Source organism: Bradyrhizobium sp. BR14999, from assembly GCF_056106085.1.
The window spans coordinates 4335317-4361222 of sequence record NZ_CM148536.1 but is presented as its reverse complement, the minus strand read 5'-3'; the positions used below and the strand labels follow the sequence as shown (position 1 = coordinate 4361222).

General features: G+C 64.4%; 28 protein-coding genes and 1 pseudogene. 15 read left to right on the top strand and 14 right to left on the bottom strand.

The annotated features are described in order from the left end of the window. The first annotated feature begins 20 nt into the window (after positions 1-20). Both ACR9YP_RS20050 and ACR9YP_RS20045 read left to right on the top strand, forming a co-directional pair. Entirely contained in the window at positions 21-527 is a 507-nt protein-coding gene (locus tag ACR9YP_RS20050) for a GNAT family N-acetyltransferase (RefSeq protein ID WP_474221094.1), read from the top strand. A 124-nt stretch (positions 528-651) separates the two neighbouring features. Then, on the top strand, positions 652-933 hold the full coding sequence (locus tag ACR9YP_RS20045; RefSeq protein WP_474220943.1) for a hypothetical protein: 282 nt from the start codon (positions 652-654) through the stop codon (positions 931-933). Positions 934-1011: 78 nt separating this feature from the next. Here ACR9YP_RS20045 and ACR9YP_RS20040 read toward each other — a convergent pair whose 3' ends face one another. Continuing rightward, positions 1012-2961 (bottom strand): DEAD/DEAH box helicase, encoded by a 1950-nt coding sequence (locus tag ACR9YP_RS20040; protein WP_474220942.1) that lies wholly within the window; start codon positions 2959-2961, stop codon positions 1012-1014. Positions 2962-3206: 245 nt separating this feature from the next. Here ACR9YP_RS20040 and ACR9YP_RS20035 point away from each other — a divergent pair, with 245 nt between their 5' ends. Next, positions 3207-3719, top strand: coding sequence for a hypothetical protein (locus ACR9YP_RS20035; RefSeq protein WP_438107370.1), 513 nt, complete (start codon positions 3207-3209; stop codon positions 3717-3719). A 64-nt stretch (positions 3720-3783) separates the two neighbouring features. Here ACR9YP_RS20035 and ACR9YP_RS20030 read toward each other — a convergent pair whose 3' ends face one another. The 3 genes and pseudogenes from ACR9YP_RS20030 to ACR9YP_RS20020 form a co-directional block, all read right to left on the bottom strand. Next, entirely contained in the window at positions 3784-4284 is a 501-nt protein-coding gene (locus ACR9YP_RS20030) for a hypothetical protein (RefSeq protein ID WP_438107368.1), read from the bottom strand. A 95-nt stretch (positions 4285-4379) separates the two neighbouring features. After that, positions 4380-4681: pseudogene (locus tag ACR9YP_RS20025) on the bottom strand (VOC family protein); the annotation flags it as partial. Between the two features lie 142 nt (positions 4682-4823). Beyond that, positions 4824-5975: a zinc-binding dehydrogenase gene (locus ACR9YP_RS20020; RefSeq protein ID WP_438107367.1), complete on the bottom strand. Its 1152-nt coding sequence runs from the start codon at positions 5973-5975 to the stop codon at positions 4824-4826. 181 nt (positions 5976-6156) lie between these two features. Between ACR9YP_RS20020 and ACR9YP_RS20015 the strand changes: the two genes are divergently transcribed. From ACR9YP_RS20015 to ACR9YP_RS20000, 4 genes are all read left to right on the top strand, one after another. Then, complete coding sequence (locus tag ACR9YP_RS20015) at positions 6157-6636, top strand: GNAT family N-acetyltransferase (protein ID WP_438107365.1); 480 nt, start codon at positions 6157-6159, stop codon at positions 6634-6636. 130 nt (positions 6637-6766) lie between these two features. After that, positions 6767-7984 carry an MFS transporter gene (locus ACR9YP_RS20010; RefSeq protein ID WP_438107363.1) on the top strand — a complete coding sequence of 406 codons (1218 nt, stop codon included), beginning with the start codon at positions 6767-6769 and terminating at the stop codon, positions 7982-7984. A 160-nt stretch (positions 7985-8144) separates the two neighbouring features. Continuing rightward, entirely contained in the window at positions 8145-8756 is a 612-nt protein-coding gene (locus ACR9YP_RS20005; protein WP_474220941.1) for a PilZ domain-containing protein, read from the top strand. Positions 8757-9087: 331 nt separating this feature from the next. After that, entirely contained in the window at positions 9088-9711 is a 624-nt protein-coding gene (locus ACR9YP_RS20000; protein WP_164934798.1) for a transglutaminase-like cysteine peptidase, read from the top strand. A 117-nt stretch (positions 9712-9828) separates the two neighbouring features. Here ACR9YP_RS20000 and ACR9YP_RS19995 read toward each other — a convergent pair whose 3' ends face one another. The 3 genes from ACR9YP_RS19995 to ACR9YP_RS19985 all read right to left on the bottom strand — a co-directional run bounded on the left by ACR9YP_RS19995 (position 9829) and on the right by ACR9YP_RS19985 (position 14779). Further along, entirely contained in the window at positions 9829-11595 is a 1767-nt protein-coding gene (locus ACR9YP_RS19995) for a CYTH and CHAD domain-containing protein (RefSeq protein WP_474220940.1), read from the bottom strand. Between the two features lie 517 nt (positions 11596-12112). Beyond that, on the bottom strand, positions 12113-13660 hold the full coding sequence (locus tag ACR9YP_RS19990) for an FAD-dependent oxidoreductase (protein WP_474220939.1): 1548 nt from the start codon (positions 13658-13660) through the stop codon (positions 12113-12115). Positions 13661-14071: 411 nt separating this feature from the next. Next, complete coding sequence (locus ACR9YP_RS19985; protein ID WP_128933009.1) at positions 14072-14779, bottom strand: GntR family transcriptional regulator; 708 nt, start codon at positions 14777-14779, stop codon at positions 14072-14074. Between the two features lie 257 nt (positions 14780-15036). Between ACR9YP_RS19985 and ACR9YP_RS19980 the strand changes: the two genes are divergently transcribed. The 6 genes from ACR9YP_RS19980 (at position 15037) to ACR9YP_RS19955 (ending at position 20599) form a co-directional block, all read left to right on the top strand. Next, positions 15037-16023 carry an ABC transporter ATP-binding protein gene (locus ACR9YP_RS19980; protein WP_438107360.1) on the top strand — a complete coding sequence of 329 codons (987 nt, stop codon included), beginning with the start codon at positions 15037-15039 and terminating at the stop codon, positions 16021-16023. 42 nt (positions 16024-16065) lie between these two features. Beyond that, positions 16066-17355 (top strand): ABC transporter substrate-binding protein, encoded by a 1290-nt coding sequence (locus tag ACR9YP_RS19975; protein ID WP_164939483.1) that lies wholly within the window; start codon positions 16066-16068, stop codon positions 17353-17355. Continuing rightward, positions 17355-18314 carry an ABC transporter permease gene (locus ACR9YP_RS19970; protein WP_474220938.1) on the top strand — a complete coding sequence of 320 codons (960 nt, stop codon included), beginning with the start codon at positions 17355-17357 and terminating at the stop codon, positions 18312-18314. The genes ACR9YP_RS19975 and ACR9YP_RS19970 overlap by 1 nt, the downstream gene beginning before the upstream one ends. Next, positions 18314-19192 carry an ABC transporter permease gene (locus ACR9YP_RS19965; RefSeq protein ID WP_474220937.1) on the top strand — a complete coding sequence of 293 codons (879 nt, stop codon included), beginning with the start codon at positions 18314-18316 and terminating at the stop codon, positions 19190-19192. Before ACR9YP_RS19970 ends, ACR9YP_RS19965 begins: the two co-directional genes overlap by 1 nt. A 4-nt stretch (positions 19193-19196) precedes the next feature. Continuing rightward, the gene (locus ACR9YP_RS19960; RefSeq protein WP_438110679.1) at positions 19197-19928 is read left to right on the top strand and encodes an aspartate/glutamate racemase family protein; all 732 of its coding nucleotides are present in this window, start codon (positions 19197-19199) and stop codon (positions 19926-19928) included. Positions 19929-20104: 176 nt separating this feature from the next. Beyond that, positions 20105-20599, top strand: coding sequence for a hypothetical protein (locus tag ACR9YP_RS19955; protein ID WP_474220936.1), 495 nt, complete (start codon positions 20105-20107; stop codon positions 20597-20599). Between the two features lie 197 nt (positions 20600-20796). On the opposite strand, the gene ACR9YP_RS19950 is transcribed toward ACR9YP_RS19955, so the two are convergent. Continuing rightward, complete coding sequence (locus ACR9YP_RS19950) at positions 20797-21150, bottom strand: hypothetical protein (RefSeq protein WP_438107354.1); 354 nt, start codon at positions 21148-21150, stop codon at positions 20797-20799. Between the two features lie 103 nt (positions 21151-21253). Then, positions 21254-21583: a hypothetical protein gene (locus ACR9YP_RS19945; RefSeq protein ID WP_474220935.1), complete on the bottom strand. Its 330-nt coding sequence runs from the start codon at positions 21581-21583 to the stop codon at positions 21254-21256. A gap of 96 nt (positions 21584-21679) precedes the next feature. Between ACR9YP_RS19945 and ACR9YP_RS19940 the strand changes: the two genes are divergently transcribed. Continuing rightward, a complete protein-coding gene (locus tag ACR9YP_RS19940) occupies positions 21680-21844 on the top strand; it encodes a hypothetical protein (protein ID WP_474220934.1) in 165 nt (54 codons plus the stop codon). A gap of 34 nt (positions 21845-21878) precedes the next feature. Here ACR9YP_RS19940 and ACR9YP_RS19935 read toward each other — a convergent pair whose 3' ends face one another. The 4 genes from ACR9YP_RS19935 to ACR9YP_RS19920 all read right to left on the bottom strand — a co-directional run bounded on the left by ACR9YP_RS19935 (position 21879) and on the right by ACR9YP_RS19920 (position 23779). Beyond that, a complete protein-coding gene (locus tag ACR9YP_RS19935) occupies positions 21879-22139 on the bottom strand; it encodes a hypothetical protein (RefSeq protein ID WP_474221093.1) in 261 nt (86 codons plus the stop codon). Then, entirely contained in the window at positions 22112-22597 is a 486-nt protein-coding gene (locus ACR9YP_RS19930; RefSeq protein WP_474220933.1) for a hypothetical protein, read from the bottom strand. The genes ACR9YP_RS19935 and ACR9YP_RS19930 overlap by 28 nt, the downstream gene beginning before the upstream one ends. Before the next feature lie 196 nt (positions 22598-22793). Continuing rightward, positions 22794-23324 carry a gamma carbonic anhydrase family protein gene (locus tag ACR9YP_RS19925; RefSeq protein ID WP_091889454.1) on the bottom strand — a complete coding sequence of 177 codons (531 nt, stop codon included), beginning with the start codon at positions 23322-23324 and terminating at the stop codon, positions 22794-22796. A gap of 125 nt (positions 23325-23449) precedes the next feature. Then, the gene (locus tag ACR9YP_RS19920) at positions 23450-23779 is read right to left on the bottom strand and encodes a DUF6949 family protein (protein WP_091889455.1); all 330 of its coding nucleotides are present in this window, start codon (positions 23777-23779) and stop codon (positions 23450-23452) included. 221 nt (positions 23780-24000) lie between these two features. Here ACR9YP_RS19920 and ACR9YP_RS19915 point away from each other — a divergent pair, with 221 nt between their 5' ends. Beyond that, positions 24001-24708, top strand: a complete 708-nt coding sequence (locus tag ACR9YP_RS19915) for a hypothetical protein (RefSeq protein ID WP_474220932.1) — start codon at positions 24001-24003, stop codon at positions 24706-24708. Between the two features lie 284 nt (positions 24709-24992). Here ACR9YP_RS19915 and ACR9YP_RS19910 read toward each other — a convergent pair whose 3' ends face one another. After that, positions 24993-25805, bottom strand: coding sequence for a helix-turn-helix domain-containing protein (locus ACR9YP_RS19910; RefSeq protein ID WP_474220931.1), 813 nt, complete (start codon positions 25803-25805; stop codon positions 24993-24995). Positions 25806-25906 lie beyond the last annotated feature (101 nt).

Below are 25906 nucleotides of genomic sequence, written 5' to 3'. Positions count from 1 at the left end.
ATAAATTGGAACGGATCGACATAAGCAAGCCGCATTGGCGTCCCGCGCGCACGGCCGACCTTGCTGCGATCAGCGCTATCGCGGCGCGCATCCATCCTGATCTCTCCGAGCGGCCTGATGTGTTCGCGGAGAAGATGCGGCTTTGTCCCGATGGCTGCCGCGTGCTCGCGGCGGACGATGGGATCGTCGGCTACGGGCTCGCCCATCCCTGGAAGCAGCATCAGATCCCGCCGCTCGACGGCTTCCTCGCAAGCCTGCCCGACGATGCGGACTGCCTCTACGTACACGACGTCGCCGTGCTGCCCGACGCCCGCGGTGGTGTCGCGCGCGACTATATCGCGACGATCGAGCAACTCGCACGCTCAATGGGCATTGCGGCTCTCGCGCTGGTCTCGGTCTATGCCACGCGGCCGCTATGGGAACGTTTCGGCTTTCGGCCGGTCACGACGGATGCGGAGTTGCGCACAAAGCTCGCATGTTACGGTGAAGGCGCGACCTACATGCTGCGCGATCTCGCTGCGACGTGAGACCCCTTCCCGGCCGCGGCTCACGCGGGCGTGAAGCCACCAGTTCGAACCGGGTTCAGCCAGCCTCCGTCGAAGAACCGTGCGGGCCGTTCCGGTCTCGCCGAACCGAGACTGGAGAATGTCCATGAGACTCACATTGCCGAAAGTTGCCTTGATTGCCTTCGTTGCGGCGACCGCATTCACCGCGACCAGTGCCAACGCCGCGCAGTACCGGACCTACGGCTGCGAGTTCGCCTTCTTCGAGGGCTGCAGCGGCCTGATCGAGACGCCGAGCCAGGGCGGACGACGCACGGTCAGCCATCGCGACACCTCGCCGACTTACATGAAGCAGACCGATCCTCGCTACAGCTCCGCGATGCGTGATGCCGGCGGCGGTGGCGGCGGAGGTGGTGGCGGTGGCCGCTGAACTCACGCCTCTCTCTTCGGATGATGTCGCCGGTGCAATCCGGCGGCATCATTGCCGTCTGAGCTGAACGGCGGACGCTCAGCCTCGCCGTTTCTTCTTCGCCTTCTTTCCCGGCGCGGCCTTCACCGGCCACGGCGTGACCGAAGGCTCCGCGTAGCCCTGCTTGTTCTTATGCTTCTTTTTCTTCCCGAAGGAAGGAGCGTCGCCGAATTTCGGGCCACGCTCGCCGTGAGACTTGCTGCGCGGCTTGAATGCACCTGCCTCGCGCGCGCGATCGCTCTGACGCTCACGGTGATCATCGTCAGCGGCCTCACGCCGAGGCGCATATGACCGCTGCTCCGAAGCCGCCTGCCGCGGCAGTGCGTCCGCCATCGGCTCGATGCGGATGCTGTCTTCCTTGTCCGGGCGCTTGATCTTCGCGGCGAAGGAATCCGCGACCCGGTCGGAGATCTCGAACTCGGTGGTGGTATCCATGATCTTGATGGCGCCGATGTCGCGCTTGTCGATGCCGCCGCGGCGGCAGATCATCGGCAGCAGCCAGCGCGCCTCCGCATTCTTGCGCCGGCCGATGGCGGCGCGGAACCAGACGCTGGCCTCCGCCATGCCGTGTTTCGACGATGACTTCCCGGATTTCGATCGCGGCTTGCCGGGACGATCGCCGCCGCCTTCGCCTTCAAACCTGTCACGACCGCGATCGTCGCGCGGCCTGCCGCTGCGCTCGCCGGGATCGATGATGTCCTCGGGCGACGGCAGCCGGGCCCGATAGAGCCGCGCGAGCGCAGCGGCGATATCTTCGGGCGAGCGCTCGGCCAGCAATGCCTGCGCCAGCACCAGATCGTCGGCGGTGGTGTCCTCGGTGAACAGCACGTCTTTCATGCGCGCGTGATCGAGCTTGCGGATGTCCTCCGCCTGCGGCGCCGTGCCCCAGGCCGCCTCGATGCCCGAGAGATTGAGCAGCAATTCCGCGCGCCGGCGTCGTGCCGGCGGCACCAACAGGACGCTCGTGCCCTTTCGTCCGGCGCGGCCGGTGCGGCCGGAGCGATGCTGCATGACCTCGGCGTCATTGGGCAGATCGGCATGGATGACGAGGTCGAGGCTCGGCAAATCGATGCCGCGGGCGGCGACGTCGGTCGCGACGCAGACGCGGGAGCGTCCGTCCCGGAGCGACTGCAGCGCCATGGTGCGTTCGTTCTGCGTCAATTCGCCTGACAGAGCGACCACGGAGAAGCCGCGCTCCAGCAGCGCTGCCTGCAAATGCCTGACGGCATCGCGCGTGCTGCAAAACACCAGCGCGCTCGGTGCCTCGTAGAAGCGCAGCACATTGACGACCGCATGCTCGACGTCGGCAGACGCGATCCGGATCGCGCGGTACTCGATGTCGGCGTGGCCGCCTTCGTCACCCGCGACCTCGATCCGGAACGCGTCGCGCTGATATTGCCTGGCCAGCGCGACGATGCCGCGCGGAAACGTCGCCGAGAATAGCAGGGTGCGGCGCGCCTCAGGCGTGGTCTCGAGGATGAATTCCATATCCTCGCGAAAGCCGAGATTGAGCATCTCATCGGCCTCGTCGAGCACGACCGCCTTCAATTCGGAGATGTCGAGACGGCCGCGGCGCAAATGATCGCACAGCCGGCCGGGCGTACCGACGACGATATGCGCGCCGGCCGCAAGCTCGCGCTGCTCGCGCCGCGGATCCATGCCGCCGACACAGGAGACGACGCGCCCGCCGGCATGCCCATACAGCCAGGCCAGCTCGCGCTGAACCTGCAGGGCGAGCTCGCGGGTCGGCGCCACGATCAGGGCGAGCGGCGCGCCGGCCTCGTCGAACCCCTCGGCCTCGCCCAGCAACCCCTTGGCCATGGCAAGGCCATAAGCCAGGGTCTTGCCGGAGCCGGTCTGGGCTGAAACCAGGAGGTCGCGATCAGAGGCTTCGTCCGTGAGCACGGCGAGCTGAACGGGAGTCGGGGAATCATAGTTCCGCTCGGCCAATGCTCGGGCGAGCGGCGGGGTCAGGGCCGGAAAAGACACGAGATGGAGAACCTTGGTTGATTCAGGCGCGCAAACGGTCGACCGGCGGACCTGAGCTGCATGCGCGGCAAACGGCCCGACCGCACGCTGGATTTGATCTGGGCGCTCTTTACGCCAAGCGCTCAGAAATCACCATGCCTGTGATGCATGGCTTCACGCAGAGAGCCGCGCCTGAAGGTTGCAGCGGATTTTTGCGGCCACCTCGATTAACCTGAATCACAACCGGATCCCAAGGGAATGACCGCGTGACGTCCTCCGCCAAACGCAGCTGCGGCGATTGCACGCTTTGCTGCAAGGTGATGGCCATCGAGGCACTGGCCAAGCCGGTTAATGCCTGGTGCTCGCATTGTCAGCCCGGCCGCGGCTGCGCGATCTACGCTGCGCGGCCCACCGAATGCGAGGACTTCGCCTGCCTGTGGCTCGTCAATGATCTCCTCGACGAGTGCTGGAAGCCGAGCCGCTCGAAGCTCGTCGTGACGACGTCGGAGGACGGCGTCGAAATCCGATGCGACCCAGGCTCGCCCAACGCCTGGCGCAAGGAGCCCTATGCCGGAGACATCCATGCATGGGCGGTCGAAGGCGAAACCAACGACATGACGGTGGTCGTGATCATCGGCCAGCGCATGATCCTGGTCACGCCGGATCGCGAGTTCGATCTTGGAATTGTCGGCCCCGACGAACGAATCGTGCGCGAGCTGGAAGGCACGAAGGTGGTGAGTGCGACAGAGGTGAAGGAGAGTGAGCTCGGCCGCGGCTAGTGCGTGCCCAAGCACGACGATACCGACGATTTTCCTGTCGTTCGAAGGGGCGCCTGGCTCGGATTTAATCCCTGGAGGTCGCCAGCTTGCTGAAGCTCCCGACCAGCTTCGCAACAGTGTCTCTCGCTGCAAAGCTCAGGGCGCGGATGGCGCGCCAGGCTTCGGTTGCCTGCAGCCACGCCTTCACTTCGGCGAACTTCCCGTACGTCCAGGCGAATGCCGGAATCCGCATCAGCTTGTCCCGCGTGAGGTGAAACAGGCGCTCGACCAGCACGAGCTTGAGCAGCTCGCCGACGATGAACGTGGCCGCGCCGCTGAGGACCTGGCCAGTTGCGGCAAGGTAGGCGGCCAGGGGCTTGATCGGCTCCAGAATGATGACTGGCACGGAAAACAAGGCCAGCGAAGGATAAGGCGGCAGCGACCTGATCCAGGCCCGCAATCGCTCGAATTGGAAGTGCCGCCCAAGCCAGAGCGCGATGGGCCGCGCCACGGCCATGAAAATCGCGTCCACCAGGAAGTAGACGGCGGCCAGGACGTAAGTGACGGGTTTCAGAATTCGCTTCACGGCACCTCTCCCGTGAACTGAAATCCGGAACTTGGGCCGAAGTTTCACCGCGGCGTGAAGAGTTCGCGGATTCCCGATGGAACTTTTTGGGCTGTTCAGATCTCCGCATAGACCTCCAGCAGATTTCCGTCGGGGTCGCGGAAGAACGGCGTGCGATGACCGAACGCCTGGTTCGTCGGCGGCGACAACAGCGCCACGCCCTGCCGCACGAGTTCGTCGGCGCATGCATCGACTTCACTTGCCGACACCTTGAAGGCCAGTTGCAGCGAAGCGCTCCCCGTCGGCGTCGGCGCATCTGCCGCGGTCCGGCCGGCCTTGCCAGCGCCAGCGTGTTGCTGCCGAGGCCATACTCGATCCAGTTCGACGAAAGCTCGCGCAACAGCGGAAAGGCGAGGATAAGGCGGCGCGCGGTGCTCGAGCTGTTTGGAGCCCGCGAGCAGCGGGACGGCAACTGTCGCGTCGTCGTCCAGCCCGGCATAGGTCCGCCGCCTGGCCTCGACCAGAAACGCAGCGAGATCGTGGGGGGCGGAGGACATGACCTACTCGACCAGCTCCGGCCACGGCACGATGGTCGACTTCACCGTCTTCATCGCCATCGCGTCCTTGACCGCCTGCGCGACGCCCGCTTCGGTGAACGGATAGATGGTCTGCATATTCAGCCACGGATACTTGTCGCGCGTGCGGTAAAGCATGTCGACGCCGAGCGGCAGATCGTTGCCGGTAAAACCCCAGGAGCCGAGCACGTTGAGGTCCTTGGTGCAGATGCGGTGCCAGGAGGTCTCGATCGAGCCAGCGTCGGTGAACTGGCCCATCTCGACATAGGTGCCGCCGTCGCGCAGCATCTCGATGCCTTCAGGGCCGGCTGAAGGGTGTCCCGAACAATCCATCACCAGATCGGCACCGAAGCCGCCGACGATCTCGCGCACCCGGGCAATGCGCTCCTGCGGCGATTTGATCTCCTCGATGTTGACAGTCGCCTCCGCGCCGAACTCGCGCGCGAGGCGAAGCCGCGGCTCCTCCGGCGCACCGACGCAGATCACCCGCCCTGCCCCCATCTCCTGCGCGGCCGCGACCGCCAGAATGCCGATCGGCCCCGAGCCCTGGATCACCACCGTGTCGCCCCAGCTGAAACCGCCGGCGCGGCTGGCGCGGTTGAAGGCGCGGATGCAGGACGTCAGCGGCTCGGACAGCGCACCCAGCCGCAGCGACATGTTGTCGGGCAGCTTGTAGATCTTGGTGCCCGGCAGCATGTCGAGATCGACATAGACATATTCGGCCCAGCCGCCCCACATGTGAGGTGCCTTGTCGAAACCGAGATAGCGGCCGTAATAGACCGGCGTCAGGCACTTGTTGGCTGTCTGCGGATAGTGGATGCAGTAATAGCAGCGTCCGCAAGGCATCAGCGGCGGGATCATCACCTTCGAGCCGACTGCAAGCGGCTTGCTCATGAAGTCCTCAGTGAACTCGTCGCCGCATTCGACGATGATGCCGCCGAGCTCGTGGCCGAGCGTGAACGGCCAGGGCAGCGGCTTCGGCCAATGTCCTTTGAGAATATGCAAATCGGTACCACAGACCCCGCAGGCGCCGACCTTGATCAGCGCGGCCTTACGGCCGACCTTCGGCCATGGCACGGTGCGGATGACGGGCTCGCTGCCCGGCCCTGCATGGGTGCAGACGCGGATGGATTCCATGGCTGTTTCCTCGATGCCCGTCTGTTATGATTGATTGGTGCGGGCTGAAGCGAAGCGTATGTGAGATGCAGGCTGGTGCCAAGCGGGCAGTCTCGTAGCCCGCATGGAGCAAAGCGGAATGCGGGACCGGCGGCCCCGGATTACGCGTCCGCTCCATCCGGGCTACGAAGGATAACCGCCGATGCTACGTGACTATCAGCCAGCGGATGCGGACGCGGTCAGGCGCGTCGCTCTCGCTGCCTTCGCGCAATTCGAGCAGGACTATTCCGATTGGCCGACGTTTACTGCCAATGTCGCCAAGATCACGGAGCTTTCCAGGACAGGCGAGATCGTCGTCGCTGAAGACGGTGGCGAGATCGTCGGCGCCGTGGCTTATATCGGTCTACGGCAGCCAAAGGCCGCGTTCTTCGATCCGGCCTGGCCGATCATCCGCATGCTGGTGGTCGATCCCTCGGCGCGCGGCAAGGGTATTGGCCGGCAACTGACGGAAGAATGCGTTCGCCGCGCCGAGCGCGACCAGTCGCCGGTCATCGCGCTGCATACGACGACGATCATGACGGTTGCGCTGCCGATGTATCTGCGGATGGGATTCGCGAAGGTGCACGAGGCGCCGGATATCTCTGGCGTGCCTTATGCGGTCTACGTGAAACGGCTGGATTAGCAGCGGGGTCATAGCCGGGCTACGGGCTCATGACTCACACACCCAAGTGTCTTGAGCCATTGATGCCGAACGTGTAAGGCGGCCCAAGTCCTACCTTGGTGCTCGCTTGAACCCCCTCCCTCAAAATCCCATGGTCGCGTCCGGCTCGTTCGCGGCCATGAAGTCGGTGCCCTACCGCCTCCAGTTCACAGCTTACGTGCTGGCGATGATGGCCGACAACATCGAGCACGTGATCAGCTATTGGGTGGTGTTCCAGAAATTCCATTCGCCGGCGCTGGCGGGCTTTGCCGTGCTGTCGCACTGGCTGCCATTCCTCTTGTTCTCGGTTGCGGTCGGCGGGCTCGCCGACCGGTTCGATCCGCGCCGCATCATCCAGTGCGGCATGGTGCTGTTTATCGTCGCCTCGGCCGGATGGGGCTTCTTCTTCCTCACCGATACGATCCAGATGTGGCACGCGATGCTGCTGCTGGTGATCCACGGCTGCGCCGGCGTGTTGTGGCAAACGCCGAATCAGCTGCTGCTCTACGACCTCGTCGGCCCTGCCGATCTTCCGAGCGCGGTGCGGCTGAATGCGATGGCGCGCTATCTCGGCATCCTGGTCGGCCCCGCCGTCGGCGGAATCATCATGCTCACGCTCGGCACTTCGCACGGCATCATCTTCAACACGCTGTTCTATCTGCCGATGCTGCTGTGGCTGTTTTGGGCGCCGCTGCGCGACAAGAGCGTCGCCGTCGGGCGTTTCGCGGTGCGCGGCCTTGCCGACATCGTGCTGACGATGCGCGCCATCGGCACGCAGCCGGTGCTGTTAGCGATGACGTGGCTCGCCGGCCTCACCTCTTTCATGATCGGCAACGCCTATCACGCCCAGATGCCGGGCTTTGCCGGCGATCTCGGCCATGGCGATCCCGGCGTCTCCTACAGCGTGCTCCTCGCGGCTGATGCGGCCGGTGCCCTGCTCGCCGGCATCGCGCTGGAATCCTGGGGACGTCTCAAGGGCACGCCGCGCACCGCAATCATGCTGGCGATGCTCTGGAGCGTGGCGCTCTTCGGCTTCGCCTCCGTGCGGATCTATCCGGTCGCGATCGTGCTCTTGTTCTGCGCGGGCTTCTTCGAGCTGTCGTTCAACACCATGGCGCAGGCGCTGGTGCAGCTGAATGCACCATCCGACATCCGCGGCCGCGTCGTCGGACTCTACAACATGGCCGGACTCGGCATGCGGGCCTTCAGCGGCATCACCGTCGGGCTATCAGGCGCCGCGATCGGCATTCACTGGTCGCTCGGGCTCTCGGCGGTAGTGCTGCTGGCGCTGCTGGGTCTTCTATATCGGCGGCGCCTGCGAACGGCTTGACCGGTCCCGCCCGGGGGGCCTCGCCTGCCCGCCCTCGATGTGGTTTTTCGAGCGCATTGTGTCTGTCCGTTACCGGCGCTACCGATCCTAACGCGGCATTAACCCTATGCACCTTAGGGTCGTGCCGGACTCCGCCCGGGCGGGGGGTCGGGTGTTGGAAATGGCGTTAGCGAACAGAAAATTTCTTCCGGCCGCCGAGGAGCGTCGGCGTTTCCAGCGGGTGAAAGTGCACCTGCTCGGCCGTTACATGCTGCCGGACCGCCGTGAACTCCCCTGCCAGGTGATCAACATGTCGCCGGGCGGCCTCGCGCTGCTGGCCCCCGGCATCGGCAATGTCGGCGACCGCGTCGTCGCCTATCTCGACCATATCGGCCGGGTCGAGGGCAAGATCACCCGGATCATAGACAATGGCTTTGCCATGACGATCGGGGCAACGCCGAGGAAGCGCGACAAGCTCGCGGCACAGCTGACCTGGCTCGCCAACCGCGACATCCTCAACCTGCCGGAGGACCGCCGTCACGACCGTATCGTACCGCGCAACCCGATCGCGGTGCTGACGCTCGAGGACGGCACCAAGATGACCTGCCGTATCATCGACCTGTCGCTGTCGGGCGCCGCGATTGCCGCGGAGAACCGCCCGCCGCTGAAATCGACGGTTCTGCTCGGCCGGGTCCAGGGCCGCGTGGTCCGAAACCTCGAAGACGGCTTCGCCCTCGAGTTCATGCACGAGCAGCCGGCCGAGACACTCGAAGAGAGCGTTACCGCGCGGTAAAGCGCGACGACGTCAAAACCACTGCATTTCCAGCCTCGAAGGCGGCCTCTGCGATGCGGACGCCGCCTTTTTCGTGCGTTGCGACCCGCTCTACGCGAGTTAACGCGAGGGGTGCACGTGCGCGCAAACAACGGCTCCGGCAGCGTTTGCGCGTTAATAGATAAAATTTGAATCAATTGCAGTCATTTCAAATTTTACGAGAATTCGATTCAAGTATAGATCGAATTCGCCGCGCCTTTTACCTGCATTCGTCTAGACTTGACTTGGCTGACTTAGCGGCAACTCAAAAGCTCCGTGCGAAATGTGGTCCCAACAAGAAACGGGGGCCGCAATGTTTGACTTTAGGGGACAGGGGAAAGGGCTGGCGCTGGCCGCCATGCTCTTCGGGATCAGCGCGACAGCGCAGGCCGGCGAAGGCCGTCTGCTCTACGCGAGCCTCGGCGACACCACGCGTGCGCCGATCGGCTGGGTCGAGTTCTGTGCGGACAACGCCGCTCAGTGCCAGGGCGGGCCGACGCAGGCACGCGACATCGTGATGTCGCAGGCTGCATGGCGCGACCTCGTCAAGGTCAATCGCTGGGTCAACGAGACCGTGAAGCCTTTGACCGACCAGGAGCACTGGGGCGTGATCGAGAAGTGGTCGCTGCCGACGGACGGTTACGGCGACTGTGAAGACTACGTGCTGTTGAAGCGCAAGATGCTGATCGATGCCGGATGGCCGCGCGAGGCCCTGCTCATCACGGTCGTGCGCGACAAGAAGGGCGAAGGCCACGCGGTGCTGACGGTGAAGACCGACAAGGGCGAGTTCGTTCTCGACAATCAGAACGAGAGCGTCGTTGCCTGGACGGAGACAGGATACCGCTTCGTCAAGCGCCAGTCGCAGAGCGATCCCAACGTCTGGGTCTCGCTCGGCGATACCAAGCCGGCGGTCTCCACCGCCAGCGCGCGAGATTAGGAACGAGACAACGAGTTACGCGACCCGGTCACATCCCCACCCCTCCCCGTCCCAGACCGGTTCGCGCGCGGCCAGGCTTCCCCCAAAGCCTGGCCGCAACTTTTTGCGAAGGCGCGATCAGTCCTGTGCGGTCCGGCGAGACCACGGCACCCGCGCGGCCGTGAAATCGCGCCACGCGCTTTGCAAGGCGGGCTGCACGCCAACCGACGCGCACGCCTGCCAACCGGCGATCGCCGCCGTGGCGATGGCGCTGTCGGGCTCGGCATCGAGCCGATCCAGCAACGATGCCGTCACTGCCATATCGTTGAAGGCGCCGAGCTCCTCCTGCAAACCGGCGAGCCTGCGGGCAAATTTTCTCGCAGACTTCCGATCGGCAAACAGCGGCAGCAGGAACTCGCTGAGATAGCGCAGCCGCTTCGTCGCGAGCCGCACCCGGTGCAGCTGTTCGATCGTGAGCGACTTGAAGCGGCGGCCGCGCTTGAGCACCTTGGCGTACTGCTCCGACAAGATGCGCTGCGCGAAGTTGACGGCGGGCTCGGCGAGTTGGCCGAGATCTTCGGCGGCGACGTCGTTGCGCCAGCCCCGTGTTTCGATCCAGCCGCCGAGGCCGATCAGGAACACGGCACAGCGGCGGTCGGCGAGCGCATCATGCGCCTTGCGATAGGCGTCAGTCTGACGCTCGGCCGCGGCCCGGCCGAGCGCGTCGAAGCCGGCGATCGAAGGACAGGCTTTTGCGATTGTCGGCAATGTCTCGAGCTGGAACACATCCCAGTCACGCGCGGCGGAGAGATCTTGCGCCAGCCAGCGCGCCTCCGAGCGCAGCGCATCGAGATTGCTGAGCGCGCCGACCGATCGCATCAGGTCCAGCGCCGATCGCAACCGGCGCAGCGCAACGCGAAGCTGATGGACGCCTTCCGGATTGCGGCCGTCCTCGGCGGCGGGCAGCGACTGAAGCAGATGATGGAAGCAGGAGCGCAGGATCGTCGCGAAGGCCTCGTCAAGGGTCACCGACGGATCGAGGTGAAGTTTTCGCGGGCGCCGTGCCGAGGGCGGCTTGCCGGCGGCAAGGTCGAAGCCACGCGCCGACTTGGTGCGGATGGACGGCTTCACCGCCCCGTATTCCGCAAGCCGCAGCGCGACCTCATAGATTGCGCTTGCGCTGCCGCTCTTGAGCTCCAGCTCGATCTCGCTCACCGGCAGCGAACCGTCGCCGGCCGTCAGCTCGCCCTGGTCGAAGGCGACTTCGACCGTGCCGGACGGCAGATCGAGCATCCGTGCATGACGATGGACGTCGGCGGTGAAGACGGCTTCGAGCGGCCGTGCTTCGAGGTGGCAGCGAAGCTTCTCCGGAATGAAAGGCATCGCCAGAGCGAGATCGGGCGCAAGCGAGGGCACGCTCGCCTCCCACTCGCCGCGGCGCAGCGGATCGTCCGCGGCGTCGGTCTTCACGGTCTGCACGAAGCGCGCGCCGCTCTGGCGTACGCGCAAGCTCAGGCCGCCACGCCGAAGCGTGCGCTCGGGCGTGTCATAATAGACGGACTTGAGATGCTTACGCGTGCCCTTATTGCGCGCGTTCGCCGTGATGACCGGCGCAGCGTTGAAATGCGCCATGCGATCGGCATCGACGAGAAGCTTGAGTTCGATTTCACCGGCCGGACGCGCGCCAACGCTTGACGGAACTGGTTTCGGATCAGGCGTCGTCTCTTGCCATGACGTCTGATCACTCACGGCGTCCTCGATCCGAGGTTCTGCGCCTGGCCCGGCGGGTTCAATCTGCCTGAGGAAGCCGGCGACGACTTGCGTTCTCTTGTTGTCCTTCGGAGCAGGATTCCCATCTGGCGCGCCCGGAGTCTTGCGGGCCGGTGTTGAGTCTGACTTCAGCATTTTGGGGTACATGACAGTTCGATGACAGAGCGCGAGCATATAGCCGGCAAGCCCCGCGAGGAACAGTCAGGTTACGTCGCAACGCATCATCGTCCACATGCGACATTCCGAGCGCAAATATCGACGAGGACTGTCACAATTCGGCTCGCCGTGACGAATTAAGTTGGCGCCGCGTACAGTAAGTGATCGTATTGATGAGGTCTCGGAGTTTCCGAAACAGAGATGAACCCGTCAAACGAGCTTGGTTCATGCTAGCCGAGAAATTCTTTCTGGTTCTGGAGACACTTAGAAGTCACGCGCGCGATGACAGGCCGGAGATTGCGACAAGCCCTCCGCCGGATGCGACTCCCTCTGATTCGCGGCGCAAAGAACCGGTTCCCGACCGTCAGAAGTAGAAATACATTTGAGCGGTCGCATCGCGGCGCTCAGCGCTCGCACGGACTCAGCGCATCCGCGAGCCACGGCTCAGCGGCGGGGTTCTTAAAGGCCTGCCCGCAGCTTTTTGAGGGATTGCCGCTCACTCCGCGGCTTCAAGATTGGCCGGCTTCTCCGCGCTCGCGAGCGGCGACACAGCGGGGCCATTGAGTGCGGTGCCGTCGGGCGCGAATTGTGAGCCGTGACACGGACAATCCCAGCACTGCTCCAGCGCATTCCAGTGCACGACGCAGCCGAGATGGGTGCAGCTTGCCGAGTGCAGATGCAGACGTCCGTTGCGATCCCGGCATGCGGCAATCTTCTTCAGGCCGCTGCGGACCAGGCGCCCCTCGCCCGGCCGCAGCCGTTCGACGCTCGCCATCTCGCTCGCCGCAAGATATTCCGCAAAATTCTTCAGCGGCGTGATGTTCTCGCTGATGAACTCGCCGATGTTCTTCTGAATCTTCCGTGACGGAGCGTAGACCTCTTCCCAAGGGCTCGCGCCCGTCGTGATCAGATCCCTCACCAACAGGCCGGCGACGAGCCCGTTCGTGATCCCCTGCCCGGAATCGCCGCTGACGATGAAGAGATGCTCCTCGCCGGGGCTGCGGCCAATGAAGCCGGTGAAATCGACCGGCTCCAGCACCTGGCCGGACCAGCGATGAGTAACCTCGCGCAAACCCGTCAAGCGATCGCGTGCCCAGCGCTCGAGCGCGTCAAGGCGCTGTACGCCGTCGTTCGCTTCGCCCGATTTATGATCTTCCCCGCCGATGATCACGATATCCTCGTCGGCAGAGAACGGCTGGAGTCGGACATAATGATAGGGATCGAGCGTATCCCAATAGAGCGCATCCTCCAGCGCGCCGGCCGCAATCTTCGCGGCGAGCGCATAGGTGCGATAAGGCGCCTGTTTGGTGTGGATCGCCACCTGCAGATTGACGGGCGAGTTCGTCGCGACCACTACGTCGGCGGCGTGGACCTCGTGGCCTGAGGTGGTCGTCACGACCATGTCGCCATGCTGCTGACGGATGCTCTCAACACAGGTGTCGGCATAGAGCCGCCCCCCGCGGCGCTCGAGTGCGCTCGCCAGGCCCGCGAGGTATTTGGTCGGGTGCAGGCGCGCCTGCCGGGCAAAGCGCAGCGAACGCACCTGGCCCTCGGCATGGAACGGGGTTGGCTCGAGGCGGTTTTCGACCGGAATTCCGAGCTTGCGACAGCAAACCAATTCCTCGTCAAGCTCGGATGCGGGCGTTTCGGGCGCCAGCACCCAGTAGCCGTCGACGCGTTGAAAATCGCAATCGATATGCTCGGCAAGCTGGATGACCTCGGCGCGATCGATCGCGGCAGCGACGCTCTGATAGTAGTGCCGCGCACGGTCAGGGCCGCGCACCCTCACCAACTCGTCGTAGCCGTCGTCGAGCGCCGTCGCCAGATGAGCGGTGGTGCGCGCCGTCATCCCGCTGCCGATACCGCCGCGATCCAGCACCACGACCGAGCGTCCATGGCTGGCAAGCTCATAGGCGACCGACAGCCCGGCAATTCCAGAACCGACAACGACGACATCCGTGCCCACCGTACCGGATAGCGCCGGCGCGTCGGCAACCGAAACATCCATCCAGAGCGATCGGGTGTGCTCGTCCCGTACATTCATGACAGTGTACTCCTCGAAAGAAAAAACGAGGCGGCAGGAACAGGGTTCCTCGGCGGCCGGCGAGCGGAAATCGCATTGAGACACCGCGATCATTAGGAACCTTCATCGCGCTCGCGCTTGAAACGACATGAAAAATCCATCACCCGGAATGCGCAGGGCGTTACGTCAGGCTCAATTGTACGGACATCTGCTCGTCCGGAATGACAGGCTGTATTACCCAGGAGGCAATCATCCGATCTGCTCGATACAGCTTGCACGAGAGATGGTCAGGTCAGGATGGATGACCAAGCACGACGGCGAATACGAGATCACGCCTGACGGGCAGCTTGCCGCCGAGAGCGAGCTCAGCCGCTGATTCGGTCCGGCTGGTCCGGCCGCAACTTCTCCTACAGGCTTTGCGATCCGTGCCGGTCAGGCGCCGAGCACATCGACCAGCCGAAGTTCGTCGGCGGCGGGATCCTTCAAGAACAGCTCGGCCTCGATCTCGGTCAGATGCGACAGCATCTGCGCGCGCGCCGCCTCTCTGTCGCGCTTGCGGATCGCGGCGACGATGCCAGCGTGGTGATCGGTGCCGCAGGCCGGCGTGTCATGGCGGCGGTAGAGCAGGATGATGAGCGAGGAGCGCGCGATCAGCTCCTTCAGGAAGCCGAGATAGATGCTGTGGCCACTCATCTCGGCGACGAGGCGGTGAAACTCGCCGGAGAGGCGGACCGAGGCGCGCGCATCGCCACGCAGCTCGGCCTCGCGCTCTTCAGCGAGATGGCGCTGGAGGCGATCGAGCCAGGCCGGCGATGCCGCATCGATGGCGTGATCGACGATGGTGGGCTCGATCAGGCGGCGCGCCTCGAACACTTCGCGGGCATCGGCGGGTGTCGGGCGCGCGACGAAGGCGCCGCGGTTCTTCTCGATATTGACGATGCCCTCATGCGCGAGCTGCTGGAGCGCGGTGCGGACCAACGTTCGGCTGGCGCCGTAGATGTCGCCGATCTCGTCCTCGCCGAGCTTCGTGCCGGGCAACAGGCGGTGCTCGAGGATGGCCGCGGTCACGCCCTCCCGGATACGGCTGACGCGATCGCTCGCGTCCGGCGCGTCGGATTTCGGGCGGGTCTTGGCGGCCATGGTTGTAAGGCTCGATCGACAACGTTCGGCTGCGAATGTTAGTCGACGAGCTGTATCCAATCACAGGCGAAACTTTATACAATCTTCGCCCGTTTTGTGTGCAGATGGCTGCGCATGCGGCAGGCAGCCTGGATGCGCCAGATTCGATCTAACGATCTGACTCCGCTGCACAGTTTTGAAAAATTGACCGGCCGAGAGCCGTTGGCACGGACCTTGCGGAGAGAGGCGGGAAGCATCGCCCTCCTGTCGGACACGCCATGGCCACTCCCGCCGCTCTCGAACTGGTTGCCGTCACCAAGCGCTACGACACGACGCTGGCGGTCGACAATGTCAACCTGAAGATCCCGGCCGGCACCTATTGCTGCCTGCTCGGCCCCTCCGGCTGCGGCAAGACTTCGACATTGCGCATGATCGCGGGTCATGAGGCGGTCAGCGAGGGCGATATCATCCTAGGCGCGCAGAACGTCACCGACCTCGAGCCCGCCAAGCGCGGCACGGCGATGATGTTTCAGTCCTATGCGCTGTTTCCGCATCTCAGCGTCATCGACAACGTCGCTTTCGCACTGAAGATGCGCGGCATCGACAAGCCGACACGCCACATGCGCGCCGGCGAATTGCTCGAACTGGTGGCGATGAGCCCCTATGCGGGGCGCCTGCCCGCGCAACTCTCCGGCGGCCAGCAGCAGCGCGTCGCGCTTGCCCGCGCGCTGATCACCGAGCCGCAGATCCTGCTGCTTGACGAACCGCTCTCAGCGCTCGATCCCTTCCTGCGGGTGAAGATGCGGGGCGAACTGAAGCGGCTGCAGCGCGAGCTCGGCATCAGCTTCATCCAGGTCACCCATGGCCAGGAAGAGGCAATGGCGCTCGCCGACCACATCGTGGTGATGAACCACGGCCGGATCGAGCAGCAGGGCACGGCGCGCGACATCTTCCACCATCCCCGCACCGAATTCGTGGCGCGCTTCATCGGCGGCCACAACGTGCTCAGCGACGCCGGCAACCTCATCGCCGTGCGCGCCGATCAACTCGGCATCGTCCCGTTCACCGACGGCGCCTTCGGCGCGCCGGCGCTGCTGACCCAGACCGAGTACCAGGGCTCCTACGTCGCCGTCTCGCTCACGCTCGACGACGGCACCGCCCTGTTCTCCCACATTCCCGAAGCCAGCTTCGACGTCCACCCGTTCCGTCCGGGCGATCGCGTGCTGGCCACCTGGGATCCCGCCAAGGCGCAACGCCTGCAATAGCGCCGATCGATCACTGGAATGCGCAACAGAGGAGTGACTGATATGACCGAGACCACCAGGACAAAGGGCGTCAGCCGCCGCACGCTGCTCAAGGGCACCGCGGGTCTCGCCGGCCTTGCCGCCGGCTCCGGCGCCATTACCGGCTTTCCCTATGTGAAATCGGCTGATGCGAAGGTGCTGCGCTATCTCGGCACTGCCGTGAACGAGGGCGATGACATCTCCAAACAGTGCCTGAAGGATACCGGCATCAAGATCGAATACATCACCGCAACCACCGACGACGTCACCAAGCGCGTGATGACCCAGCCGAACTCCTTCGACGTGCTGGACACCGAATATTTCTCGCTGAAGAAGATCGTGCCGTCGGGCAACATCCTTGCCCTCGACGCCAAGAAGATCAAGGAATTCGACAACATCACGCCCGTCTTCACCAAGGGCGAGACGCCCGGCGGCAAGAAGATCGGAGGCCAGGGCACCGCGCCCTGGAAGGTGCTCTATCTCGAAGGCAAGGACTCCAAGAAGTTTGCGACGTCGGCGACCGAATTCGTGACGCTGATCCCGACCGTCTACAACGCCGACACGCTCGGCATCCGTCCCGACCTGATCAAGCGGCCGATCAGCTCGTGGTCCGAGCTGCTCAATCCCGAATTCAAGGGCAAGGCTTCGATCCTCAACATCCCCTCGATCGGCATCATGGATGCCGCGATGGTCGTGGAGGCCTCCGGCAAGTACAAATATGCCGACAAGGGCAACATGACCAAGGAAGAGATCGACCTCACCATGAAGGTGATGACCGAAGCCAAGAAGGCCGGCCAATTCCGCGCCTTCTGGAAAGACTTCAACGAGAGCGTCAACCTGATGGCTTCAGGGGAAACCGTGATCCAGTCGATGTGGTCGCCGGCGGTGACCAAGGTGCGCTCGATGGGGATTGCCTGCACTTTCCAGCCGCTCAAGGAAGGCTACCGCTCCTGGGCCTCGGGCTTCTGCGTCTCCAAGGGCGTCTCGGGTCCCAAGCTCGACTGGGCCTATGAGTTCGTGAACTGGTTCCTGTCCGGCTATGCCGGCGCCTATCTCAACCGCCAGGGCTATTACTCGGCCGTGCTCTCCACCGCGAAGGCGCACATGGAGCCCTACGAGTGGGCGTACTGGATGGAAGGCAAGCCGGCCGAGAAGGACATCAAGGCGCCCGACGGTTCGTTGCTCGAGAAGGCCGGCGCCGTGCGCGACGGCGGCTCCTATGAGGACCGCATGGGCGGCGTCGCCTGCTGGAACGCCGTGATGGACGAGAACGACTACATGGTCCGCAAGTGGAATGAGTTCATCGCGGCGTAATGGATATGTCGGAAGAAGTCCTGCAACAGGCATCCCCGGGTTTGATCCCGGGGTCGGGCACAGCGCGCGCCGCGAAAGCGACGCGCCTGTCGCCGTCCTTCATCTCCTGGCTGCAGGCCGGGCCGATGATGCTGGTGTTTCTCGCCTTCTTCCTGATTCCGCTGGTGTTCGTCGTCATCGTCTCGTTCTGGGATTACAACGAATACCAACTGCTGCCGGCCTTCTCCGGCCGCGGCTACACCGATACGTTCGAAGGCTGCGTCGCGCAGCTCCCCGATCTCTGCACCATCGGCAAGACCTATGTGAAGACGCTGAAGCTCTGCTTCATGGTCTGGGCCATCACGCTCTTCATCGGTTTCTGGGTCGCCTACTTCCTCGCCTTCCACGTGAAATCAAAGACCTGGCAGATGGGATTGTCGCTGCTGTGCACGATCCCGTTCTGGACCTCCAACGTGATCCGCATGATCGCCTGGATTCCACTGCTGGGACGCAACGGCCTGGTGAACTCAGGCTTGATCAAGACGGGCCTGATCAACCAGCCGCTGGAATGGCTGCTGTTCTCCGAATTCTCCGTGGTGCTGGCGCTGGTCCACCTCTTCACCTTTTTCATGGTGGTGCCGATCTTCAATTCGATGGTGCGCATCGACAAGTCGCTGATCGAGGCCGCCTATGACGCCGGCGCGAGCGGCTTCCAGACACTCGTCAACGTGATCATCCCGCTGGCAAAACCCGGCATCGTGATCGGTTCGATCTTCGTCATCACCATCGTGATGGGCGACTTCATCACCATCGGCGTGATGGGCGGCCAGCAGATCGCCGCCGCCGGCAAGATCATCGAGACCCGGCTCAACGCGCTGCAATTCCCCGCCGCCGCCGCCAACGCCGTGATCCTGCTCGCGATCACCTTCCTGATCATCACCATGATGTCGCGCATCGTCGACATCCGGAAGGAGCTGTGATGAAGGAAGGACGCCCGCGCTCTTTCTACGTGCTCGCAATCTTCTTCGCAGCCTATGTGCTCTTCCTCTACGGCCCGATGATCGCGATCTACGTGCTGTCGTTCCAGGGACCGCAGGGCGGCCTCACCTTCCCGATGAACGGGGTCTCGACCTTCTGGCTGGCCAAGTTGTTCGAGGGCACCGGCATCGTCGATCTCGGCGCCGCTTTCCGCCGCTCGCTGCTGCTCGGCGGCGTGGTGATGGCCGTCACCGTCGTGTTGTCGGTCGCGGCCGGCATGGCTTTCCGCAGGAAGTTCAGGGCGCAGAGCATCCTGTTCTACTCGGCGATCGCGAGCCTGATCGTGCCTTCGATCATCACCTCGCTCGGCATCTCGCTTGAATTCCGCATCATCGACGACCTGATCAAGGCGCATTGGAACGAGAACTTCGAGACCTCGATGGGCCTGCTCACTTCGGGCTTAGGTGCGCACCTGACCTGGACGCTGCCGTTCGGCTTGCTCATCATGTTCGCGATCTTCAACCGCTTCGATCCGCGCCTCGAGGAAGCCGCGCGCGATCTCGGCGCGACGCCGTGGCAGACGTTCCGTCATGTCGTGCTGCCGATCATCCTGCCGTCGGTGATCGGCATCGGCCTGTTCGGCTTCACGCTGTCCTGGGACGAGCTCGCCCGCTCCAGCCAGGCCATCGGTCCGGTGAACACACTGCCGCTGGATCTACAGGGCCTCACCACCACAGTGACGAAACCGGACATTTATGCGCTCGGCACGGTGATCTCAGCGGTATCGTTCGCGGTGATCACGCTTGCGCTCGGCACCATCCACATGCTCAACAAGCGGCAGGCGGCCAAGGGCTCGGACGCCGGCAAGGGACTTGTCTGATCCGATGCGCCTTCACGTCGTCAATCCCAATACCACTGTGACGATGACGGCGAAGATCGCCGCTGCGGCGCGCAGCATCGCCCTGCCTGGCACCGCGATCGATGCGCGCCAGCCGGCGATGGGCCCGGTCTCGATCGAGGGTTTTTACGACGAGGCCTTCGCCGTGCCCGGCGTGCTCGGCTGCATCCGCGAGGCTGATCGCGACGGCGCGGATGCGCACATCATCGCCTGCTTCGACGACACCGGCCTCGACGCAGCGCGTGCCGCCGCCAAGGCACCGGTGGTCGGCATCGGCGAAGCCGGCTTCCACATGGCGAGCCTGATCGCGGCGCGTTTTGCCGTGGTGACGACCCTCGGTGTCTCCATCGTGCCGATCGAACACAACTTGCGGAAATACGGCCTCGCCGAGCGCTGCGCCGGCGTCCGCGCCGCCGAGGTCCCCGTGCTCGCACTGGAGGAGCGCAACGCCGATGCCATCGGCAAGATCTCCGCCGAGATCTCGGCCGCGATCCGCGACGACCGCGCGGAGGCGATCGTGCTCGGCTGCGCCGGCATGGCCGATCTCGCCAGCGAGCTCGCCGCCACGCACGGCCTGCCCGTCGTCGACGGCGTCGCCGCCGCCGTGACGCTGGCGGAATCAGTGGTGCGGCTGGGACTGACGACGTCCCGGCTCGGCCCCTATGCGAGGCCTCGGTCGAAGACCTATTCCGGGACGTTTTCGCCGTTTCAGCCCTGATCCGTGCCCCTGAGAGGCCTTCGGAGGCCCTAAGGTCCCCTGATTGCTGGTTTTTTTGTCCTTAGCCTCTTTTTGGTCCCATTCCTTGCCGAAACGTAAGGCTTTCGGGACGCCCCGGCGACCTCTGGTTGCCGGCCTTCGCCACGCACCAAGTTTCAGTTTGGGCTTTGTTCGCGATGATCGATCTCGCACAGGACACACCGTCCAACCCCCTGCTTCGCCTCGGTGGCCAACCGATCGCGCTGACCGCCGCCGCCCTTCTCCTGCTCATCGCCGGCGTGACCTCGATTGCGGTCTGGCGCGCCTATACCGGCGCGGCACCGGAAACCGATCGGGTGGTGGCATCGCGGCTGCTCCAGGCCCGCACGGCACAGGTGTCCGAGCAGCTGGTCGAGAAGACCAAGGGGCTGGAGGCGACTCAGCAGGAATCGATCGACCAGCTCCAGGTCGTGCAGGACCAGCTCCAGACCATGAAGCGGCTGATGGCGGCGCAGCAGGCCGACACCAAGCGCCTGTCCGAGCAGGTCGCGACGCTGAACGAGTCCGTCGATGGCTTGCGGCAGTCTTTTGCCAGCGCCCGGGCCACCGAGGCTGAAACACCCTCGGTTACCCGCAGGAAACCGGCGCGGCAACGCGTCCACGCCAGCGCGCGCAAGCGTTCGCGCGGCTGAGCCGATCCCCCAGCGCGATTGGAACTTTATTTTCGCCACTTGTGAACTGGATCACATTCTCCCGTATGATTCCGCGCCATGCTCGCCATTACCGGATGGCGTGAGCCGATTTCAATGTCCGGGGCTGGCAAGGTCGTTGACGGTATACTGCGTCAACGGCCTTGTTCTTTGATGGGCCCAGCTATTCGCCAAGGATGCTATTCGCAGACATCCACGCGGCGGTATCGCCATCCAGCTGGCGTCATGATCCGCTTCCGAACGACGTAGCAGCCGCCATAACCGTCGTCGTAGCCGGCGCCATAATAATAGGGGCTGCCGTAAAAGGGATAGCCATAACCATAATAAGCGCCGTAGTAGCCGGCGCCGGCAAGGCCCGCGCCGATCGCAACGCCCGGCCAGAAGCCGCCGCCATGCCAATGGCCGTGCCCGCCATGGCTCCATCCGCCACCGCCCCAGCCACCGTGGCCGAAACCGCGCGCCTGGGCCACTTGCGGCGCCGACAGCCCGACCGCCGCGACGGCCAGCGTCGTCATGATCATCTTGCGTAACATCACTCGATCCTTCGCGTGGACACGCTCCACGCTTCAAAGCAGGACCAAGCTAATGTCACTTGGGCATTCCTGACAGCCACGCTGTCTCAATTCCGCGCGAGCATCAGCAGCCGCGGCAGATGCTCTTCATCTTCTTGTCGAGCAGCCGGTTCTCGGCATTGACGGTGGCGTCCGCGGCGCCCGAGCCGGTGCCGGTGGTGATCCCGGCACCCGGGCCGGATGATTGAGCCGTCCCCAGGCTGTTGGTCCCAGGCGGCGGAGCTGGCGAGTTGGCGACGCCCCCCGTCGGTCCCGCAGAGCTTCCGGTCGAACCCGCAGAGCCTCCGGTTGATCCGGCCGAGCCACCGGTCGCCTGCGCGAACGAGGTGGCCGGCATCGCCGTGAGCGCGAGGATCACCATCATGGTCTTGGTTGCGGACGATCTGGCAGACATCGGAAATTCTCCCTTTGCCGGTCAACCGCTGCGGCGAACACCTGTTCCGGAACAAATGCCGTCACGTCAGCTTGAAGGCGAGGAGGCCAAATCACGATGACCGATCGCGATCCTTTTGCTGAAGGCGAGCGCGCCGCGCGCGAAAGCATCCCCGCCGAAGCCAATCCTTACCTGGACGGTAGCGACGAGCATGCGCTATGGGCCGCCGGCCACGAGAAGGTGGCATGCGCGACCGAAGCGCGCGAATCCAAGGGACGCTGACGCTCCCCCCCTTGCGGATGGCGCGAGCCGGTCACTATGCGGCCGCCACCATCTTCTCGGTCCGGTCCTCGATCGCGGCGGAGAGCTGCCACTTCTTGGCCTGGTACTTGTCGTTGAACTTGTCGCGCTCGGTCATGGCCGCGTCGCGCGCCTGGGCGGCGCCGAGCTCGAGCTCCTCGAGCTCGAAGATGCGCGCCACCGCGTCGCGGAAATTCTGCACCGCGCGCGCAAGGTGCCCGATCTCGTCGTGACGGCGCAGATGCGGCGCTACGCTCTTGACGTCGCCCTGCGCGATCCGGTCGGTCGCCTGCGTGATCTCGGCCAGCGCGCCGACGATCGACTGCGCATGACGATCACGTTCAGTCCCGCAAGAATGAGCGCCGCCAGCCCGAGCGCGAACAGATAGGCGGCCGCATAGCGGTTCTCGTTGGCGAGCTCGTCCGCCTCGCGGGCGCGCTGATGGTAGATGCGCTCGAGCGCCTCGGTATCGCTGTTGAGCTTACTGCGCACTGTCCGGTTGGCGTCGTTGTCGCCCCACTCGCGCGCCGCGGCCGAGCTGATCTCCACTCCGCGCCGCACCAGCTCCTGACGGAAGTCGATGAACTGCGTGATCCGCTGCCGGAAGCTCGCGAACAGTTCGGCGTCGTCGTCGCCGATGTTCTTCTCCACGCTCTTCACGGCCTCGGCAAGCTCACCGTTGCGCCGCAAGAGGCCGTCCGCGAACTGCTTCATCTTGCCGCGATCGGCCGTCATGTAGAAGCCGCGCTACTCCATGACGATCGCATAGATCAGCGCATTGATGCGACCGACGTTGATCGCCGCCGCAGCCGAGGACGCACGCATGTGGCGATAGGAAGCGTGATCGCGCTAGCGGAGAATTAAAGGGCCCGCCTGTTTTTTTACGGTACGGAACCATTGCCGTGGGGGCCAGGCACAGCCGGCGGGCATCTCAGCCGATCCGCTTCAAGCCCTTCTTGAAGCGTGGACCGTTGGCCACGTAGAACCTGGCGGCACTTCCCATCTTCTGGACCTGGGCGTCATCGAGCGTGCGGATCACGCGCGCCGGCGAGCCGATGATCAGCGAGCGCTCGGGGAACTCCTTGCCCTCGGTGATGACGGAGCCAGCACCGACAATGCTGTTGCGGCCGATCTTCGCGCCGTTCATCACGATCGCGCCCATGCCGACGAGCGCGCCCTCCTCGATGGTGCAGCCGTGCAGGATGACGTTGTGGCCGACCGTGCAGTTCCTGCCGATGACAAGCGGAAAGCCGAGATCGGTGTGGCAGGTCGAGCCGTCCTGCACGTTGGCGCCCTCGCCGATCTCGATCCACTCATTGTCGCCGCGCAGCACCGCGCCGAACCAGACGCTCGCGCCCGGCTTCAGGCGCACCCGACCGATCACGGTGGCGGTCTCCGCGATGAAATAATTGCCGTCGGCGGGAAGGTCGGGCGCCTGCCCGTCGAGCTCGTAGATCGCCATGGAGGTCTCCTGTCAGGATGATCCTGGCATAGCGAAACGGCGGCCTTGATGCAAAGGGCCGCGCGTCAGGCAGCTTGGGAACGACATCCCGGAGAACGCAGGCGTCCCAGGGAAAGTCGGAGGCGTCAGCCCAGCACGCCGGCCGCGCGCAGCGTCATCAGGAAGAAGGTGCCGCTCATCATGCTCCAGAAGCCGGCGATGAGGGTCGCCATCATCACGAATTCGGCGCGGCGGCTTTCCACGCGCATGCCACGCAGCGTGTTGCGCATGATGATGAAGGGCGCCGCGAAGACCAGGAACGGCACCGCTGCGAAGGTCTTCGGCGCCACGCCGTCCTGCAACAGGCCGAAGCCGGCGGGACGCTGCGCGACCGCCTGGTATCCGTTCACGAGCGCGCCCGCGAGCGCGAAACCGATGCAGATCGAGAAGAAGGTATTGAGAGCTTCAGGTGTCATCGGAACGGTCCGCCCTTACGCAACGCCAGCGTCTTCCTGTGACAAATAGTGCCGGTTAACGCTACATTATCCTTAAGAGAAGGTTAACACCGCCTCCCGTCAGACGCAGGGCTCTCCCCCTTCCCCGCAGCCGGGAACGCTGCGCGAAATCGCCGCCACATGGCATATTCGCCGCTGATTCGTCGGCCAGCGGCCGACTTCGGCTTACCTTGCGTTAGCTCATGACGGTGTTTTCGGCAGCCTCCCCTCGCTCTCCCCGCACGCACACCCGCGCGCACGTCGTCCCGATCGTGCTCAGCGGCGCGGCTGCGGCATGCGCGGTGGCGCTGGTCGCCTATTTGCTGTGGCCGACCTGGGGCACGCGCGGTGCGAACGCCCCGGACAAGCTGCCGGTGAGCGTCGGCGGCACGCTGTTCAACCTGCCGACCTCGGCGATCCGGATGAAGATCCAGCGCCACACCGGGCCGCAGGAGCGCATCGATCTCGACTTCCTCTATCCCTCGCTGGAGCCGCCCGGCGCACCGAAGCACGTCACCGCCGACACGGTGGAGGCGACGGTGCAATCGATCGACCGCATCTTCCTGTCGATCGCGGCCCATCACGATGCGCTCGCGCCGGAGCAGCGAACAGCCACGATCTATCCGCGCTATCTCGACCAGGCCGCAACCCAGCCCGAGGAAGGCCTGACGATGCGGATGTTCCGCGCCGAGACCCCTTACGGCACCGAGGACCTCTATTCCGCCGCAAGCCCCGCGCTGACCGCGCGCTGCACCCGCGATGCGGCCACGCCCGGCATGTGCCTCTCCGAGCGCCGCGTCGGCGGCGCCGACCTCACCTTCCGCTTTCCGCGGAGCTGGCTGTCGCAGTGGCGTGACGTGGCGGAGGCAATGGAGAAGCTGACGGCGCAGCTGCGCGGGCCGCGGAGCTGACAGTCATCGCAGCTTGCGGGCTGGAGCCTCCCGACAAAAAATCTCGAAAACAACCCCATGCACAGTAGCCAAGCATCTGCCGCATGGAGCATTTTCGTATTTTACGAAATCCACCTTGACCCGTCGGGCAAAACAGGGGCATGATGGCATCATGGCGGTGGCGGATTTGAATGACGCGCCAACCTCCCGGCGCCCAATTGCTTGGGCGCGAGGGGTTGGGGTTTGACGAGACCGGCCAGATCGCGCTGATCCGCTTGCCCCTGACGCGTCCTCTGATGGAAGCCTCAGTCCCGGCCCTTCGCCCGATACAGGCTCGGCGTTGTCCCGACCGCCTTGCGGAAGGCGCGGTTGAAATTGGCCTGCGATGAAAATCCCGCGGCATAGGCGATGTCGACCAGCGGGCGATCGCTGGTGGACAGGAGCCGCTTGGCCAGATCGAGACGCTGACGGCTGACATATTCATGCGGCGCGCTACCTGTCGCCGCCTTGAAGCTGCGGGAGAAATGCGCCGGGCTCATGCACGCCACCGATGCCAGATCCTTGACCGTGAACTCGCGCTCGACGGATGCATCGATGAACTCCGTCACACGCAACAACCGCTTGGCGTCGAGTGGCCGCTGACCGGCGTTGATTTGCCGGAGCCTGACTGCAGTTGCCGCGTAGGTATGCACGAGATGGGCTGACAACGCGCGCCCGAGACTTTCGATCAGGAGCCGGCCGGTGGAGGTCTCCTGTTCGAGCTCCTTCAGGATCCGGTCAGCAACGTGCTCGATGAACATGTCCTGATCGATGGTCTCGTAGCGGATCGAGATACCCGAGGGATCGATGTCCAGATCCCGGAGCATGGTATCGTCGAACGGCTTGCCGGGAAGAAAGAGATGCAGGCATTCCTGCATCTGGTTCTCGACACGGATGAAGTCTTCGCGGATGCCGGCCGGGCAAAGCCAGACGGTGCCCTTTCGGCCGAAGGTGCGCTGCCGCATGCCTGCGCCTTCGCGATCCACGACCGAGCTGCCGCGCAGCAGGATTGCGATCTCGGTGTCGCGCGGCAATTGCGGGGGAAGATCGCCTGGCTCATGGCTCCATCGCTCGGCCAAGAGGTGTCCCCACCGCCGGTCGTTGGACGTCTGAAGCATTCTGCCGGTAACATATTTATCGACAGAATTGCCAAGCATACCCATCGGAAATCTCCGCCAGA